The 15,740-nt window shown below is 51.8% G+C and carries 26 protein-coding genes; 20 read left to right on the plus strand and 6 right to left on the minus strand.

Annotation, left to right across the window (positions count from 1 at the left end):
- Positions 1-152: 152 nt before the first annotated feature.
- Positions 153-425, minus strand: a complete 273-nt coding sequence (locus tag B4056_RS10375) for a CII family transcriptional regulator (protein WP_288654672.1) — start codon at positions 423-425, stop codon at positions 153-155.
- 115 nt (positions 426-540) lie between these two features.
- A complete protein-coding gene (locus tag B4056_RS10380) occupies positions 541-738 on the minus strand; it encodes a Cro/CI family transcriptional regulator (protein WP_288654673.1) in 198 nt (65 codons plus the stop codon).
- Positions 739-845: 107 nt separating this feature from the next.
- Between B4056_RS10380 and B4056_RS10385 the strand changes: the two genes are divergently transcribed.
- From B4056_RS10385 to B4056_RS10465, 19 genes are all read left to right on the plus strand, one after another.
- Entirely contained in the window at positions 846-1,559 is a 714-nt protein-coding gene (locus B4056_RS10385; protein WP_288654674.1) for a LexA family protein, read from the plus strand.
- Between the two features lie 364 nt (positions 1,560-1,923).
- A complete protein-coding gene (locus B4056_RS10390; RefSeq protein WP_288654676.1) occupies positions 1,924-2,193 on the plus strand; it encodes a hypothetical protein in 270 nt (89 codons plus the stop codon).
- A gap of 3 nt (positions 2,194-2,196) precedes the next feature.
- Complete coding sequence (locus B4056_RS10395) at positions 2,197-2,508, plus strand: hypothetical protein (protein WP_288654678.1); 312 nt, start codon at positions 2,197-2,199, stop codon at positions 2,506-2,508.
- Positions 2,509-2,728: 220 nt separating this feature from the next.
- Positions 2,729-3,028, plus strand: coding sequence for an HNH endonuclease (locus B4056_RS17030; RefSeq protein WP_376780644.1), 300 nt, complete (start codon positions 2,729-2,731; stop codon positions 3,026-3,028).
- A 99-nt stretch (positions 3,029-3,127) separates the two neighbouring features.
- A complete protein-coding gene (locus B4056_RS10400) occupies positions 3,128-3,289 on the plus strand; it encodes a hypothetical protein (RefSeq protein ID WP_158086440.1) in 162 nt (53 codons plus the stop codon).
- Positions 3,290-3,309: 20 nt separating this feature from the next.
- Positions 3,310-3,489, plus strand: a complete 180-nt coding sequence (locus B4056_RS10405; RefSeq protein WP_288654681.1) for a DUF551 domain-containing protein — start codon at positions 3,310-3,312, stop codon at positions 3,487-3,489.
- 98 nt (positions 3,490-3,587) lie between these two features.
- Positions 3,588-3,794, plus strand: a complete 207-nt coding sequence (locus tag B4056_RS10410) for a protease FtsH-inhibitory lysogeny factor CIII (RefSeq protein WP_288654683.1) — start codon at positions 3,588-3,590, stop codon at positions 3,792-3,794.
- Positions 3,791-4,354: an NUMOD4 motif-containing HNH endonuclease gene (locus tag B4056_RS17035; RefSeq protein ID WP_376780643.1), complete on the plus strand. Its 564-nt coding sequence runs from the start codon at positions 3,791-3,793 to the stop codon at positions 4,352-4,354. The genes B4056_RS10410 and B4056_RS17035 overlap by 4 nt, the downstream gene beginning before the upstream one ends.
- A gap of 107 nt (positions 4,355-4,461) precedes the next feature.
- Positions 4,462-4,947 carry an HNH endonuclease gene (locus tag B4056_RS10415; RefSeq protein ID WP_288654685.1) on the plus strand — a complete coding sequence of 162 codons (486 nt, stop codon included), beginning with the start codon at positions 4,462-4,464 and terminating at the stop codon, positions 4,945-4,947.
- Positions 4,944-5,249: a hypothetical protein gene (locus B4056_RS10420; protein ID WP_288654687.1), complete on the plus strand. Its 306-nt coding sequence runs from the start codon at positions 4,944-4,946 to the stop codon at positions 5,247-5,249. The genes B4056_RS10415 and B4056_RS10420 overlap by 4 nt, the downstream gene beginning before the upstream one ends.
- Positions 5,249-6,163: a recombinase RecT gene (locus tag B4056_RS10425; protein ID WP_288654689.1), complete on the plus strand. Its 915-nt coding sequence runs from the start codon at positions 5,249-5,251 to the stop codon at positions 6,161-6,163. Before B4056_RS10420 ends, B4056_RS10425 begins: the two co-directional genes overlap by 1 nt.
- On the plus strand, positions 6,160-6,642 hold the full coding sequence (locus B4056_RS10430) for a siphovirus Gp157 family protein (RefSeq protein WP_288654690.1): 483 nt from the start codon (positions 6,160-6,162) through the stop codon (positions 6,640-6,642). The genes B4056_RS10425 and B4056_RS10430 overlap by 4 nt, the downstream gene beginning before the upstream one ends.
- A gap of 6 nt (positions 6,643-6,648) precedes the next feature.
- Positions 6,649-6,804 carry a DUF1317 family protein gene (locus B4056_RS10435; RefSeq protein ID WP_288654692.1) on the plus strand — a complete coding sequence of 52 codons (156 nt, stop codon included), beginning with the start codon at positions 6,649-6,651 and terminating at the stop codon, positions 6,802-6,804.
- A 44-nt stretch (positions 6,805-6,848) separates the two neighbouring features.
- Positions 6,849-7,376: a hypothetical protein gene (locus tag B4056_RS10440; RefSeq protein WP_288654694.1), complete on the plus strand. Its 528-nt coding sequence runs from the start codon at positions 6,849-6,851 to the stop codon at positions 7,374-7,376.
- Entirely contained in the window at positions 7,373-7,930 is a 558-nt protein-coding gene (locus B4056_RS10445) for a hypothetical protein (protein ID WP_288654696.1), read from the plus strand. The genes B4056_RS10440 and B4056_RS10445 overlap by 4 nt, the downstream gene beginning before the upstream one ends.
- Before the next feature lie 394 nt (positions 7,931-8,324).
- Positions 8,325-8,588: a hypothetical protein gene (locus tag B4056_RS10450; RefSeq protein ID WP_288654698.1), complete on the plus strand. Its 264-nt coding sequence runs from the start codon at positions 8,325-8,327 to the stop codon at positions 8,586-8,588.
- 51 nt (positions 8,589-8,639) lie between these two features.
- Complete coding sequence (locus tag B4056_RS10455; protein WP_288654700.1) at positions 8,640-8,882, plus strand: DNA polymerase III subunit theta; 243 nt, start codon at positions 8,640-8,642, stop codon at positions 8,880-8,882.
- Between the two features lie 8 nt (positions 8,883-8,890).
- Positions 8,891-9,067 carry a hypothetical protein gene (locus B4056_RS10460; protein ID WP_288654701.1) on the plus strand — a complete coding sequence of 59 codons (177 nt, stop codon included), beginning with the start codon at positions 8,891-8,893 and terminating at the stop codon, positions 9,065-9,067.
- Between the two features lie 417 nt (positions 9,068-9,484).
- Positions 9,485-9,679 (plus strand): helix-turn-helix transcriptional regulator, encoded by a 195-nt coding sequence (locus B4056_RS10465; protein WP_039379359.1) that lies wholly within the window; start codon positions 9,485-9,487, stop codon positions 9,677-9,679.
- 65 nt (positions 9,680-9,744) lie between these two features.
- Here the strand turns inward: B4056_RS10465 and B4056_RS10470 are convergent, their stop codons facing one another.
- Entirely contained in the window at positions 9,745-11,592 is a 1,848-nt protein-coding gene (locus B4056_RS10470; protein ID WP_376780642.1) for a 3'-5' exonuclease, read from the minus strand.
- 274 nt (positions 11,593-11,866) lie between these two features.
- Between B4056_RS10470 and B4056_RS10475 the strand changes: the two genes are divergently transcribed.
- Positions 11,867-12,112 (plus strand): DUF2543 family protein, encoded by a 246-nt coding sequence (locus B4056_RS10475; RefSeq protein ID WP_039385596.1) that lies wholly within the window; start codon positions 11,867-11,869, stop codon positions 12,110-12,112.
- 52 nt (positions 12,113-12,164) lie between these two features.
- Here B4056_RS10475 and B4056_RS10480 read toward each other — a convergent pair whose 3' ends face one another.
- Genes B4056_RS10480 through B4056_RS10490 form a run of 3 tightly spaced genes read right to left on the minus strand, consistent with a single transcriptional unit; the run spans position 12,165 to position 15,732 of the window.
- Entirely contained in the window at positions 12,165-13,172 is a 1,008-nt protein-coding gene (locus B4056_RS10480) for a substrate-binding domain-containing protein (RefSeq protein WP_039379361.1), read from the minus strand.
- A 34-nt stretch (positions 13,173-13,206) separates the two neighbouring features.
- Positions 13,207-14,226, minus strand: coding sequence for an ABC transporter permease (locus B4056_RS10485; protein WP_369826788.1), 1,020 nt, complete (start codon positions 14,224-14,226; stop codon positions 13,207-13,209).
- Between the two features lie 33 nt (positions 14,227-14,259).
- A complete protein-coding gene (locus tag B4056_RS10490; protein WP_071668099.1) occupies positions 14,260-15,732 on the minus strand; it encodes a sugar ABC transporter ATP-binding protein in 1,473 nt (490 codons plus the stop codon).
- Between the last annotated feature and the right edge of the window lie 8 nt (positions 15,733-15,740).

Genomic DNA, 15,740 nt, shown 5'->3' on the forward strand with positions numbered 1-15,740 from the left:
GCGTTTCCAGAATCTCCCTCAGCTTCGGCGCGATTGCCGGATTGCACTTGGTGAGAAAGTCGAGCCGGAGAAGGTTTTTATGCACACCAGTGTGGCGATAAGACTGCTTTTTCATGTATAATTACTCCGTTGAAATTGCTTACATTTCGATATCAGGCCGAGAATGAGTTCCCGCTCATCTCGGTCTTTTCTTTTCCCATCGCAGCAGCTACCGCTTGTCTGGCCACCTCTGCAATCAGGCTCGTTTCCCAGACCTTTTCCAGCAGCACAAACACTGTCGCCATGTCGCGCAGGTTTAAGCGGCTTACCTTCGATTCATGCCATCCGGCTTCATTAGCCAGAACGCGTTGCCCTTTATGGGTCAGGCGGGATCGGAGTTCTGTTTCCACTTCATTGATTAACTTGCTATTTCTTGCGTGCTGCATTGCGTATATTTCCTGTCATTAAAAAATTGCGTGACGTTGCGATCGGCAACTCACCGTGTGTTTTGCTCCAGCATTGCGGCGGGAGCGGAGTAAGATTTTTAAAGAGCGATGCCGCTTATGCTGCGGCAGTTTTACTGCTTGGGAATGGGCGGTGTTCTTCTGCTACTACACGGCCATCTGGCAGCGTGGTGATGAAGATTTTCCGGCCAACCCTTACTGCTTTACTGATTGCCGTCTGGTGAACCCCGAGAATGTCGGCGGCTTTTGCCTGTCCGTTCTCCGTGACGTAATCAGCGAGAGTTACCTTTTTCATCGGTTTCCTCCGAGTGATTACCGATACAACAATAATACTACGAGTATTAATTTAATCAATACCTGCGGTATTTCATTTTTTAATAACTGAGGTATTAGAATCAGGGAATGAAAAACACGAAGCTGTTGACGCCGGATCAGCTGGAAGACGCAAAGCGCCTGAAGGCCCTGTACGAGTCTAAAAAGAAAGAGCTGAGGATTACTCAGCAAGATATTGCGGACGCTCTGGACATCACACAGGGCGCGGTAGGCCATTACCTTAACGGGAGAAACGCGCTAAACCTCAGCGCTGCCTTAACATTTTCTCGTCTTTTGAAAGCACCAGTATCAGACTTTAGTCCCACGTTAGCCAAAGAAGTAGACAGCGCTTCAGCACCCCGGCTCGATAAAAACGTGACTTATGATGGACCATATGAGCCAAAAGGAAGGTATCCTATGTTAAGTTGGGTTAGCGCCGGACTTTGGGATGAAGCGATGGAACCCTATTCGATCAGTGAGATAAATGAATGGTATGAGTCTGATGTCCCAATTCAGGGCAGCGGATTCTGGTTGCGCGTGGAAGGAGATTCCATGACTGCGCCCGCTGGACCTAGCATTCCGGAAGGTCATCATGTCTTGGTAGACACCGGCAGAGAGCCAAAGAATGGATCTCTTGTTGTCGCAAAGTTGACTGATGCAAACGAAGCCACGTTTAAGAAACTCATAATAGACGGCGGGCAGAAATACCTTAAAGGGCTCAACCCAGCATGGCCGATGGTGCCAATCAACGGCAACTGCCGCATCATCGGAGTCGTAGTAGAAGCAAAGATAAGATTTGTGTGATAACCCCCTCAAATGAGCCGCCATCGAGCGGCTTTTTTATTACCTGCAAAAAATAAATTCCCTTCCCAATCATCAATATAATACTTTTCGTATTATTTTTAATACTTGGGGTATTGCCTGATATTAATACCTAGAGTATTGTTTATCCCATCAGCACGAAGCACAGCAACAAACGGCAGGATGCCGACGCTCTTTAACATTGATGGGGTTTTTCTCCGCAGAGATGCGGGGAACCAAAGAGAAGTTGGCTTTGGGGTGAATTGTCTAGCCAAGGACGTAACGAGCAGGTTCGCGAAAGCACCGCTGCTGCCAGTGTGATGTCGGAATTCAATTCACCACCTAAGCCAATTACCGGAGGTACACCATGACAGTAGTCATCACAATTCTGGCTTCCGATAACGCCAGAAATCGCCGCAGAGCACGCCGTGCCGCTCAGCAGGAACAGCAGCAAGCCGATACCCGCTTAGCGAGAAAGATTGCCGTAGCGAGCGCCGGGTGCAGCTTAAACGTAGCCCGCGCCACATCAGCGCCCAGTCTGCGTGAGAAGCATGAGAGCACAGCTATGTGCTTACCACAGGTAGCCATCTTCAGTGCGGGCTATCGCAAATCTAAAGACATCGTAACGGCGAGGTAACTTATGGCGCTGGACCACGGTACGTTAAATATCCCGCTGGATAAGCGTGGCAATTTCCATAAGGAACTGGATGAGCACCTGGCAGCCGAGAAGCGCAGGAAAGAGGATGAACTCTTCGTCCGGAAGACTGCTTTCAACGATGCCAAATCACGGGCGCAGCAGCTTTACCTACAGCTGGACAATGCCTTAGTGAAGGCCGAAGCAAAGCGGCGCGGCATGAAGATTGGAGAGTTTAGAGAGGTTCTGAAAGACATCAGAGATTTCAGACCAAAGCAGGCGACAGTGGCGTTTGCACCATTTATCAAGGCTGCCTAACCCGCAGCCTTTTTTATTGGGGGGATTATGTCCGTAATCCATGAAGTAATTGCAGTTCTAAATTATGACCCTTCTTCAGGGCTATTAACATGGAAAAAAGACATAAGGGGAGGAAAGAAAGCGGGCCAGATCGCAGGATGTGCGGACAAGCTTGGGTACTTAGTTGTCAAGGTTGGTGGGAGGAGCTTCAAGGGACACCGACTGGCATGGATGATTCATTATGGAGTTGAGGCCCCCCCAATTCATCGACCACATAAATGGTGACCCATCGGACAATAGAATTAAAAACCTTAGAGCCTCAACGCATCAGCAAAATATGTGTAATCGAAAGATTAGAAAGGATAACAGTTCAGGCTTCCCTGGAGTGTGTGCTCATCGGTCTACAGGAAAATGGCAAGCCAGCATTAGGGTCAATGGTAAGAGGATGCACCTGGGTACCTATAAAACACCGGAAGAAGCTCACCAAAAATACGCTGAAGCAGCAAGGCTCTATCACGGTGAGTTTGTTCGTGAATTTTGAAAACATCTGGAGGCACCATGATAAGAGACGTTGATTACTACTGCGGTTGGTTAGTGTTTATCGTGCTGATGGTGCTGGGGTTTATAGCAGGAGGTTGAGATGAGTGAAGATTTAAAAATTAAGCCAGAAGAAGCCGAAGTGCTCGTGCAGTTTATCGACGATACCGGAATTGAATACTTGGCCGAAAGCTGCGAAGACCGCGGACTGAGTGTGCAGGAGTTGATAGAAAAGTTAGTCCGCATCGCCCATCGGGGCCAGTAACCACTACAGGAGAGAGAAGGATGGAGTGGATTAAGTGCAGTGAGCGGATGCCAGATGATTATCAGGATGTTTTGGTAACCAATGGCACGGAGATAGATTTGCAGTTTACGGTCAAGGGCGACTGGATTTTGCCAGGCTTCGGATATAAAGACGTGAAGATATCTCACTGGATGCCCCTGCCTGCTCCGCCTGCTGAGTGACACCGCAATGCCGTTACGTGTGACGGCATGACGATGCATTCTGCATCACCGCTTGAAAGGTTACGAATAACCAGAACGTTTCACCCTTAGGCGCCGCAATGGCGCCTTTCTTTTTAACACCAGTAAACAACCATATTTTAGGAGCAATACCCATGATGAGCTTTTCCATCGCGGGCGGCGTCAGCATGGGCGCTGCTCAATTAAACGAGTCACAACTCGACCGCATTATCGGTTTCATCCGTACCAGTGTTAAGAAAATCTGGCGCTCTACTGTCCACACCCTGAATCAAGGGGGTGCACTGTGATTGAGACTTGGCTACCGGTTAAAGGATATGAAGGCATAGCTGAAGTTTCCAATTTTGGCTCAGTGCGAACAGTTGACAGGGTTATTAGTTCAGGGCGCAGGCTCAAGGGAAAGTTGTTGGCTCTGCAAATAAACAAGTGCGGATATCCGACTGTTAGCCTGTGTCGCGAATGCAAGCCAAAAACATTTCAGGTTCATCGCCTTGTTGCTCTGGCATTCGTGGCTGGCAGTGGCCCACAGGTAAATCACATCAATGGTATTAAAACTGACAATCGCCCTGAAAATCTCGAATGGTGTAGCGCTTCGCATAACCAAAAGCACGCCTTCAGGATTGGACTTAATAAGTCTCGGCCCAGCCCTAAGTTTGGAAGCGAACACGGCAAGTTTGGAGGATTCATTATTGCCACTGAAATTGCCACAGGGTTAGAGCAGGTGCTGGAGGGTAGATCAGATATGGAATCGAAAGGATTCACTCAGACCTGCGTAACAAGATGCCTTCGAGGAGAGAGCCCCGCCCATAGAGGTCACACTTTCAGGCTTATGAAGGGAATATGTCCATGAAATCACGCTACTTCACGAAAGCACAGGAGCTTTCCAGAGAGGCCCATCTCTACAGCGACAAAGCGAAGTGGGCTATGGCAATGCGGTTACTACGGAGGGCACTTTAAATGAGCGAATTAACTCAAGCAGATGTAAAAAGACGATATTTTTATGACCCCGCATGCGGACACCTTTTCCATTTAATAGGCAGAAGGAAGGGTAAGCAAGTCGGGTATATAAAACATCAGGGCTACATCCAAGTATCAATTGGCAACAAAAAATACCAAGAACATCGTTTGATATGGCTCTATTTCAATGGATATCTGCCTGATTTGCTTGACCATATAAACTGCTGCAAGAGCGATAACCGCATTGAAAATCTACGTCCAGCCAGCCATCAACAAAACGCCGCAAATAGAAACCTGACGATAAAAAACAGTAGTGGATATAAGGGTGTAACTCAACTCCCAAATGGCAGGTACCAAGCACAAGCAATGGTGAATGGTACTTATTACTACTTAGGAGTGCATGAGTCGCCTGAAATCGCGCATGAGGCATTCAAAAAGGTTTCAAAACCACTGAACGGTGAGTTTTTCAATGGAGGCATAAAATGAGCCGATTCACACTGAAAGCACGCGACAGAGAAGAGGTTCAGAGCATTGCAGACGCACTGCCTGATAGCGAGCAGCGTGCCGTGGCTGATTACGTGGACGACTGGCAGCGCCGGAACCACGTTAACCCGCTGATGATGGCCGCCCTCGCCTTTCTGAATCAGCACTATGACGGTCAGGCTGTTGCCATGCTCGACCATGACGACGACTGGCACATAAAGCTGGATGAGGTGCTGCGGGAGCTGATGATAGATACCGGCACCCGTGAGCGCGGCGTAAACGTGATTATCAACAAGGTGGCGTGATGAGCTTTGACCTGGTCGAATTCGTAAAGCAGCAGGAACCGCTGTTCGTGGGAGCACTGACGGACCCGTCAGTGACGTGGGCAAAGGAATGCCAGTTTGCCATCCAGCACTTTCAGAAGAATGACTTTCTGGCAAAAACGGCTATCGGCAATCCCATCAGCGCACAGAACGCGATCGTCAACGTAGCCGCCATTGGCATCAGCCTAAACCCGGCGAGCAAGCTGGCCTATCTGGTGCCGCGTGACGGCCTTGTGTGCCTTGATATCAGTTATATGGGCCTACTCCATATCGCACAGGCTTCAGGCGTAATCAGGTGGGGCCAGTGCAAGCTGGTTCACGCCAACGATACGTATGAAAGCAACGGGCTGGATAAAGCCCCCATTCACAAATACAGCCCTTTCGTAACGCCTGATGAACGAGGCGCGGTTATTGGCGGTTACTGCACAGTCAAGACTGCAGACGGCGACTATCTCACTGAAGAAATGAGCCTGGCAGAAATTGAGGACATCAGGAAGGTCAGTAAGGCTGGCACTTCACCAAAAGGCCCGTGGGTTAATTTCTGGTCTGAAATGGCTCGCAAAACGATTGTGAAGCGTGCCAGTAAGTACTGGCCCCGGGCTGAGCGGCTCGATAACGCAACTGAAATGCTCAATGAAACAGAGGGCGTATTCACAGAGCCTGTCATGCCTTACACACCTGAAAGCGAGGTGATCGCTGCAGAGCATAAGCAGAAAGAAGAACTGCATCAGAAGGTCAGCGCCCTGTGCGACAGCATGGAGGCATCTGAAAGCATGGATGACCTGAAGCAGCACTTTGCCGAAGCATTCAAGCTGACGCGAGGCATGAAGCTGCAGCAAAACGTCCAGGCCATTTACGCAGAGTGCAAAGCCAAATTTGATGAGGTGCCGCAATGACCGCCCTTTACAAAATAGCGAATGAGTTTGCAGCGCTTAGTGAGTCCGGTATGGAGCCGGACATGATTGCCGATACTCTGGACGGCATCCAGTGGGAGCTGGAAAGCAAGGTTGAGCAGTGTCTGGCTATCTGCAAAAACGAGCAGGCATACGCTGAGGCTTTACGTGAAGAAAGCAACCGCCTGTTAGAACGCGCCCGGGCTGCTGAGAATCGCGTCATGCGCATAAAGGAGTATGTGGCTACTTCACTGGAAACCACCGGCAAGAAAACGCTTCAGGCAGGCATACATCAGGTGACGGTGAGAGAGCCAGCCAAATCAGTCGAGATTACCGACGCGGGTTCTATACCCCCTCAGTTTGTCGATTACGAGACAACCATCAAGCCGAACAAGCTGGAAATTCGCCAGCAGATAGAGGCTGGAATTCCCATCCCCGGGGCGCATTTAAAGCTCGGGAAGCCATCACTGATTATCAGGTAGGCAACCATGAAAGCACCAGACGATCCCATTACTGTCGGCCGCATAACGCTCCCATACAGCCACATGCGGAAAGGCTGGAAGCACCCTGACGGCACACTGATTAAAAACCCACTCAAGGCTCAGCGAATTGCTGAGCTTTTGAATAATGAGAAGCATAACTGACAGTGCTGGCCTGTACCCGGCTGGCATTGCATAAGGGGAAAGAGATGGAACATAGCGATATCGAACACATGGCGCAGGGGTTACCACCCTCGCATATTGGCAAAGATCATGAAGAGGTTGCCACTGAACTGGCAAAGCACGCCTTAGAACTGCAGCAAAAGCTGGATGCGGTGGTGGCGGAGAATGCGGCATTATTGATTCAAATAAGCCGTATTATCGACATTGTTAGCAAAGCAGATAATAGCTACTGCATGTGCGGGGAAAGCATGGAAAGCCATGTTATTGGTGGTTGCGGCTCACCAACAGGAATGCTTGACTACCATTTCGGAAAATTGACTGAAGAAAAAGCGCAAACCCCAGCCACTGATGCCCTGTTGAACGCGGTGCGGGCGGAGGGCATTGAGATTCTGACGAGTAGGCTACAACAGCTAATTGATGAAGGAGTGTTTGACGCCAAAGAAATTGGCGTGGCTGCCGGAGCCGTTTATGAAGGGGCTCAAATCGCCTCCCAACTCCGCGCCGAAACCGACACCACCCCTTCCCAATATGAATCACTGGCAGGTGGCAAATGAAAGAGCTGAATGAGCTGATCGATCGATATGACGTTAGTTGTCACTGCGGCGCTGTATACGTAAGGCCTAAGCAAGATGGGCATCTGGTTATGTATTCGGACTATGCATCGCTGGCGCAGCGGGCCGAAGCAGCAGAGGCGGCGCTGGAAGAAGAAAAGCGCATTAACTCAAAGCTGCGTGAGGACCGTGCTGGCCTGGCACGTGAATGCAATGATTTAGAGGCGAAGCTGGCAGAGCTGAATAAGCAGGAGCCAGTGGCGTACACAGATGCAGAAGAGCTGGAGAGTATGCGGAAAGCTACATATGCCGATATGTTTACGCCGAACGATTACTACAAAGCCGATCATCAATGGATACCGCTATTCACCCGCCCCGTGCCCGCCGTCAGCCTGTCGGATCTGGTGCCACATATCGGGTCCAGTCAGGTTAATGATGCCGCGTGGGTGCTACACGACCGTCTGGGTGAATACGGGGCACTGACAGGCGGGCAATTCAACAACATTAAGGGCTGCTTTTACGATGCGCTGAAAGTATGCATGGGGGTGAAGCCATGAGCACTCGCGGCAAGATGTGGGCTGTTATGTGGGTAGCGTGCACAATCTTCTGGACGGGGATGGCTTATGCAATATGAGATGCCGGCCATCTCTCCGGAACTGCAGGCGCAGGTGTTGCGATACCTAAAAATGAAGCCGGGTAAGCGTGAGAAACTGCACGAGGTGGAGCGGACGCTGATGCAGGCTCTAACAGAGCGCATAACTCTATCCGTACTGACAAGCTGGCCGGAGGCACCATGCTTATCGGCTTCGTCATCGTAATAGTTTCTGCCCTTCCCGCTCCGGTGTCGGAGCGAATCTACCCAACCATTGAAGCCTGCGAGCAGGTAAAGGCCCGACTGCATGAGCGCCGGCCTTTGGCTCATCTTGTGTGTGGTGAGGTAAGGAGATAAATATGAAGCAACAGGTTCTTTTTGATGGCGGGAAAGCGTCAATTGCCATGGTATGCGATAGCAAAGGTAAAGACCATTATTTCCGGCTTGATGAAGTGAGTGCAATTTCTCAACGTCTCTATTCACTTGAAGATAATCTTGAGGCTGTAGAGGTTGTGTGTGGCGGTGTATCACATAGCTTCTGTCTTAACTGCGACCTGTGTGATGACCTTCTGCGGGCATGGTTTTTCGCTAGCGGCGATAATCGACCATCCAGTAAATTCTGACCAATAGAGACCCGCCCGAATAGGCGTATACTCCAGTCAGGAGGTATCGCTATGTCACACAATCTCGCAGCACGCAGTAAAGAAGAGCGCGATAAGGTTAATGTCGATCTGGCCGCATCAGGCGTCGCCTACAAAGAGCGCATGAACATGCCGGTTATCGCCATGGAAGTAGAGTTGCAGCAGCCGGAGAGCCAGCGGGAGTATTTCCGCGAGCGCCTGCAGCATTACAGGAACGCCGCCCTGCAGTTCCCGCGCGGTACAGACCCGGTTTATCAAAAGGAGGAGGGTAAGTGAGTAGATTCATGCAAATTGACCGCGCCATAACTGTTAATGGTAAACACTACGTAGTTCGTGTTCAGGAGTATCCTGGTGGCAAGTGGCGGGTGTTTGATTTAGAGCATGAAATTCATATCTCCGATGTTGATAAAGAGACAGCCTTCGATAGATGGAAAGAGAAAGCCGAGCAAATTTTTAAGTGAAGCAAGAATATCTAAGCAACCTCGCCCCGGCGGGGTTTTTTATTGCCTGTTATCTGGAGAATCACTATGTGCGACATTGCAGACGATGCGTCAGACCTTGAGATACTCAATACAGAAATCGCCCTGGCTAACCGGCCTCGCCCGGAGCCGCGGTCGCCAATCTGCCGTAATGGCGATTGCGGGGAACCTTCCCGCGATGGATGCAGTTACTGCAGCTGCGAGTGCAGAGAAGACCATGAAAAGGTTATCTGGGCAGAGAAGAACCGGAGGACGGCATAGTCGGCCGGCAGACACCGCATGATCACCCCACTCCACCTAATCATCACCATCGCAGCAATCATCGTAATCAAAATTATCTTCAGCTACCTGTGAAGTGACAGCGTCATGTCACAGGTAAACCATCGCCCGGAGGCAACCATGGAAATTCGCGAGGATACGCTCGTTGACCTGAAGTTCATCATGGCCGATACTGGTTTCGGCAAGACCTACATCTACGACCGCATCAAAGACGGCACCCTATGCCAGCCCATCAAAATAAGCGGACGTTCCCGCTGGAAATATCGTGACCACCTAGAATTCAAAAACAAGCTGATTTCCGGCTGCAATGGGTAAATTGCTGGGTAAAATTTTAACCCACTACAGTAAAAGCTATATGGCGCAACAACTTGAATGCCATGTTAGACGTTTGCAGGGGACGCCACAGACATCTCTCCCTCATCCTGCAGATCCATACCGGCAAATTTCGACAGCTGCTGACTGATGCTATTTTCTTTGTAGCAGGTGACCAGTAACGCCTGGGTTGCGCGCGTAAACGCCACATACAGCGCCGGGATAGCTTCAGACTCATCTTCAGCCCCTTTATGAACAAATGATGCATTGATCACGGCAACGTAAGGGAATTCAAGCCCTTTGCTGCTCTGAAAGGTCAGCAGATGAACCACATCCTCCCGATGCGAATAGCGTTTTTTATCTTCCGTGGTGAAGCTGACGGCGGCGGGGATCGCATGCTGCTGCAGCAGGTCGATGAGTTTGTCTGCTGAAAAATGCGTAGGACAAAGCACCGCCATGTCGCCCCAGCGGCCCGCAGCCGCATATTTCTCTCGCAGCCAGGCCACAACGCGCCGGGCTTCATCGACCGCAGAGTGACACTGTTCGATATCGGGAATGTCGCTGTTCTCTTCGCCGCAGGCTTCCGGCAGCACCAGCGGAAGCTCCTGATTATGGTGCCGGTCAAAGTAGTCGCGTGAAAAAGCGTAGGCAAAATTGAGAATGCGCCGCGGATTGCGATAATTCACCCGAAGAATAGAGGTGCGCCCCTGAGCCTGAATACCCACGCTCGCCAGCGAAAAGTTCAGCGCTTTCTCGCGCCGGTACAGAGACTGGGCGTCGTCGTACATCAGCAGCAGCGAGCGGCGGGTGTTATCAAACAGCCGGGCTATCAGTGAAAGCCAGCGCCGGTCGAAGTCATGTCCTTCATCCACCAGCACCGCATCATACCCCGCATCCCCGACAGTGCCGCTATCAACCGCATTTTCCAGCGCCGCAAAGCAGTTATCATAATAGCGCCCTTCCCCGCTCATCTTCAGCTTAAAGGTCCGGGCTGCCGTCGCGCACCAGTCATGAAAATGATAGACGTGTACTTTATGCGATAGTCCTCTGGCCGCGATGCATTCACGGATATAGTTAGCCAGAATGATATTAAAACAGAGCACCAGCACAGGGCGTGTGGTGGTCTCGGAAAGGTATAAACAGCGGTAGAGTAAAATCAGCGTTTTACCGGAACCGGCTACGCCATGAATAACACGATGCCCTTCGCCGAGATTGCGTGCCAGCACCTCCTGCTGCAGATCCATTACCCGGTAAATATTACTGCGCTTATTTTTTACCGTAATGGCGATCTCCGGAAAAAGATGCCGGCGCAGAATATCCCGCACAGCCGGCGTTATTGCAGGCCTGAAACGGGTGGTAAAGAGTCCGGAAACTTTAGCGCGAAACGCAGAAACAGAGACAGACTCGGTCATTTCATCCTGACAAATCGTCAGCGCCTGTGGAAATATAGATTCAACCACGCCATCGGCTGAGAGTGATGTCAGCTGCTGACGGGTAATATTAGTAAACACCACACCATAAGCCCAGGCGATATTCAGCTTTCCTTTATACAGGCCTGTTTTTTGCTGCAGTTTCGGATCCTGAGATAACAGGTCAACGGTCGCACAGGCATACTCCCTGACCTGCAGCAGCGGATTTTGCGCCTGCGTTTCGCCCTGAGCATGTCTCAGCGTTACCGTCTGCGGGTCCGCATGCTGAAATGTACTTAGCTTCCAGTCTTTGACCTCAAGGAAAATAAGCCCGTTGGCAGGATCGATAATAACAAAATCGGGATGCCTGTACTGGCGCCCGACCGGAATGTCATACCAGATAAGACAATCATCGCCGAGATGCGATTCAAGCCGCTGGGCGACGCGTCGTTCCCCGTGCGTCATTCGCCCTGAACAGAGCGTCAGGGAGGTCATTAATTTCGCCATAAAACAGTATCCACGTATATAAAGTACATCAGCGCAACACCACGATAACATCGCTATTAAAACTTTAGAATACGATGTTATGCCACTTAACCCTGTCCTGTTTATTATGTTGCCGGCATGCTGATAATACCGGCCCGGTACCAGGTTCATGATGACAATAATAGCGCGATGTCTTTGCCTTTTCCGGCAGGCGGGAAAAAGCTGGCAGGAGTGGTATGATTTACGTTAAATGATGCCGCTGGCATCTGACCCCTTCCCGTTTCCGGAGCGCACTATGAAACATGAGATTGATCTGAAGTATTACGATATCGCTGACGCCTACGCTGAAGAGTGTGAAAAACCGGTGAGCGAAGCCGAGCGCGACCCGCTGGCGCACTACTTCCAGCTGCTGATCACCCGCCTGAATAACCATCAGGAGATCAGTGAAGAAGCGCAGCATGAGATGGCGCGCGAGGCGGGAATTGCTGACGCGCGCATTGATGATGTGGCGAACTTTCTGAATGAGTGGGGCAACGAGTAAACGGCTTTGGCAGGCTGTCTGCTGGCAGACAGCCTGCCCGCCGTCGCGTTGATTACTTACGCGCGTCCAGCAGCTGCTGCGCATTATCCGCAGTAACCGTGGTCCACGGAATGTAATAGTGTTTTTTCGTGCCGCCATCCCAGGCGAGATCTTTGGCATACTGCTGCCAGATGTCAGACTGCGGCTGATAACCTGCGCCTTTTACCGCACGCAGCGCGACATCAATAGCGCCCTGCATCTGGCCTTTCGCATCCTGCAGAATAGAGACCATTTCACCCGCCTGAACGGCATGAATCGCATCAGACACCCCATCCACACCCGCAATGGCGAAGTCGTTCACGTTCAGCCCGGCGCCCTTAATCGCTTCAATGGCTCCCAGCGCCATCTCATCGTTTTGCCCAATCACCCCGTTGATTTTGCCGCGATGCTTCTGCAGCCAGTTCTCCATCAGCGGCTGTGCTTCAGCGCGTGACCAGTTGGCCGTTTTTCTCTCCAGTACGGTAACCTGGCCCGGACCACACTCCGCTATCGCTTTATCATTGCCTTTGCCGCGCTGGATCTCACCGCTGCCGCCCTTCGGCCCTTCAATAATGACGACATTGACCTTTTTGGTTTTGCACTGCAGCTTATCCAGTACCGCTTTGGCTTCCAGATAGCCGCCCAGCTCATCATTAGAGACCACTTCGGACGTCATCTCTTCCGTATTCAGGCGGGCGTTGGTGACCACCACCGGAATTTTAGCCTCTTTAGCATTGGTCACAATATCGATGTTGGCTTCATAATCCATCGGGTTCACGATAATCGCGTCGGCACGCGTCTGGATAGCGGTCGCCGCCTGGTCATTCTGCACCGACGCGTCATAACGACCATCATAAAAGGTGAGCACGGCTTCGCCACTTTTTACTGCCGGATGCGCTTTACCGTAGCGCTCCATCAGCTGAACGAACTCCGCCTTATTGCCATACATCAGCACAGCGATTTTTACGGGGGCAGCCTGCGCTATGCTAATCGCGCCCAGCGTCAGGGCTGAGGTTAACAGAGCGATAGATCTTATTTTCATTGTTCTCTCCTGGCAGGGTTTATCTATTCAGAGGTTAATCGCGCTGTTGTTTACGCGACGGGTCGAGCAGTACAGCCACTACAATCAGAGCGCCTTTGATGATCTGCTGGTAGTAAGACTGCACCCCCAGTAAATCCAGGCCGTTATTCATTACGCCGATGATCAGCACGCCAAAAAAGGTGCCGACAAGCGTACCGACACCGCCAGCCATACTGGTGCCGCCAATCACTACCGCAGCAATCGCATCAAGTTCATAGCCTGCGCCCGCGTTGGTCTGTGCCGATCCGGTGCGTGCGGTGAGGATCAGCCCGGCGATTCCGGCCAGCGCGGCGCACAGGGTGTAGACCATGACTTTTATTCCGACGACGCTGATCCCTGACGTGCGGGCACTTTTCGGGTTGCCGCCAACGGCATAGACGTAGCGCCCGAGCAAAGTTTTATTGAGCAGCAGCCACGCGAGACCAAACAGTACGACAAAGATAATGACCGGTACGGGTATGCCGGCTATGTAGCCGTTGCCGAGCCAGCGAAAATCGCTGTTAAGCTGCGAAACCGGGTTGCCGCCGGTGGTCAGCATCGTGAGTCCGCGCGCAGCGGAGAGCATGCCCATGGTGACGATAAACGGCTGCAGCCGGTAACGCGCCAGCACGGTACCGTTGATCAGGCCGCAGACAATGCCAATTCCCAGCGCGATAATCATCGGGACCATCACCGCATGTGCCGTATCCCCAATTGCCATACCGCTGTTGTTCGTGGCGAAACGTGCAGCAACAATGCCGCTCAGCGCCAGCACCGATCCTACCGACAGATCGACGCCGGCAGTGATAATCACAAAGGTCATGCCGATCGCTAAAATGCCGTTGATAGAGACCTGGCGCAGCACAATCAGCATATTTTCATTACTGAGAAAATAGTTACTGCTCCAGGCGCCATTAGCGACCTGCAGCTCGCCGACGGCAGCCACAATCAGGCAAAGCACAAAGAACGCGATGATGATGCCGTATTTGTGCATACGTCTTTTGTTGCGCGTAAAAAATGAGATGCCGGAAGGCATGGAATGTGTGGTGTTCATAACGTGATCTCTCTGTTAAACCGCCAGCTTCATCAGTTCACTCTGCGTTGCCTGAGCCGCACTTAATTCTCCCGCCAGCTGCCCGTCGCGGAACACCAGAATGCGATCGCTCATGCCGATGATCTCTGACAGCTCTGAGGAGACCATCACGATCCCCTTGTTTTTCAAAGCAAACTCGGACATAAAGCGGTAAATCTCTTTTTTCGCGCCGACATCAATACCGCGGGTAGGCTCATCCAGCAGCAGTACTTCCGGGTCCAGTAACGCCCAGCGTCCCAGCACGACTTTCTGCTGATTACCGCCGCTGAGGTTGCCCACCAGCTGTTCGGCATCCGGCGTTCTGACGTTAAAGCGTTTGATCATCTCCAGGCTGCGCTGCTGCTCCTGCTTCTCACTGATAAAACCGGCGCGGGAGATAGCGCCAAATGAGGCGATGTTGATGTTTTCGCGAATCGAACGGCAGAGCACCAGCCCGGTTGCTTTGCGATCTTCTGTGACATAAGCGATGCCGTGCCGGATCGACTCTTTCGGTGAGTGGCGGCCCAGCACCACCTCGCCGAGGCGAATGGTTCCGCTGTCTGCGTGTTCAATCCCAAACAGTAAATCGAGAAACTCGCTGCGCCCGGAGCCAACCAGCCCGTAAATGCCGAGGATTTCGCCCCGCTTCAGGTGCAGGCTGATATCGTTGATTTTATTGCGCCAGCGCAGGTTTTTTACCTCCATCATCACCTCATTACCCGGCTGATTAAACTTGGCAAATTCACTCTCATATTCTCCGCCAATAATCTGCTCAATCAGCTGCTCGCGCGTGATATCGGCCAGCATGCCCTCCTGCACCCAGGCGCCATCGCGAAAGATGGTATAGCTGTCGGCAATCTGGAAAATCTCGGAGAGGCGATGGGAGACATAAATAATGCCTTTGCCCTTTTGCGCCAGCCGGGTCAGGGTCTGAAAGATTTTTTGCGCATCCTCCTCGCCAATCGCTGAGGTTGGCTCATCCATGATGATGATGTCAGCATTCGCGTGCGAGAGCGCTTTGGCGATCTCCACCAGCTGCTGCCCGGCAACGCTGAGGTTACGCATCTTTTCAGTAGCAGAGATGTCAAAATCGAGCTCTGCCAGCAGCGCGCGGGTACGCTGATTGAGCGTGGCAAAGTCAACAAAACCAAAGCGGCGCGGTTCGCGTCCCAGCCAGATATTTTCAGCCACCGTCAGGTCCGGAATTGCGCTCAGCTCCTGCTGAACAATCGCGATACCGGCGGCCAGCGCGTCCCGCGGATGGGCAAAGCTGCAGCGCCTGCCGCGAATAAATATCTCTCCGGCGTCGGGCTGGATAAACCCCATTAAGATGCTGAGAAAGGTCGACTTTCCGGCACCGTTGCCGCCGCACAGCGCGTGAATGGAGCCGGGGCGCAGCGCAAATTCGGCGTTTTTCAGCGCCACAACCGGACCAAACGCTTTGCGGATCCCCGTGACTTCCAGCAGCATCTCCTGGT

Source organism: Pantoea sp. UBA7232, assembly GCF_002473195.1.
GTDB lineage: Bacteria > Pseudomonadota > Gammaproteobacteria > Enterobacterales > Enterobacteriaceae > Pantoea > Pantoea eucrina.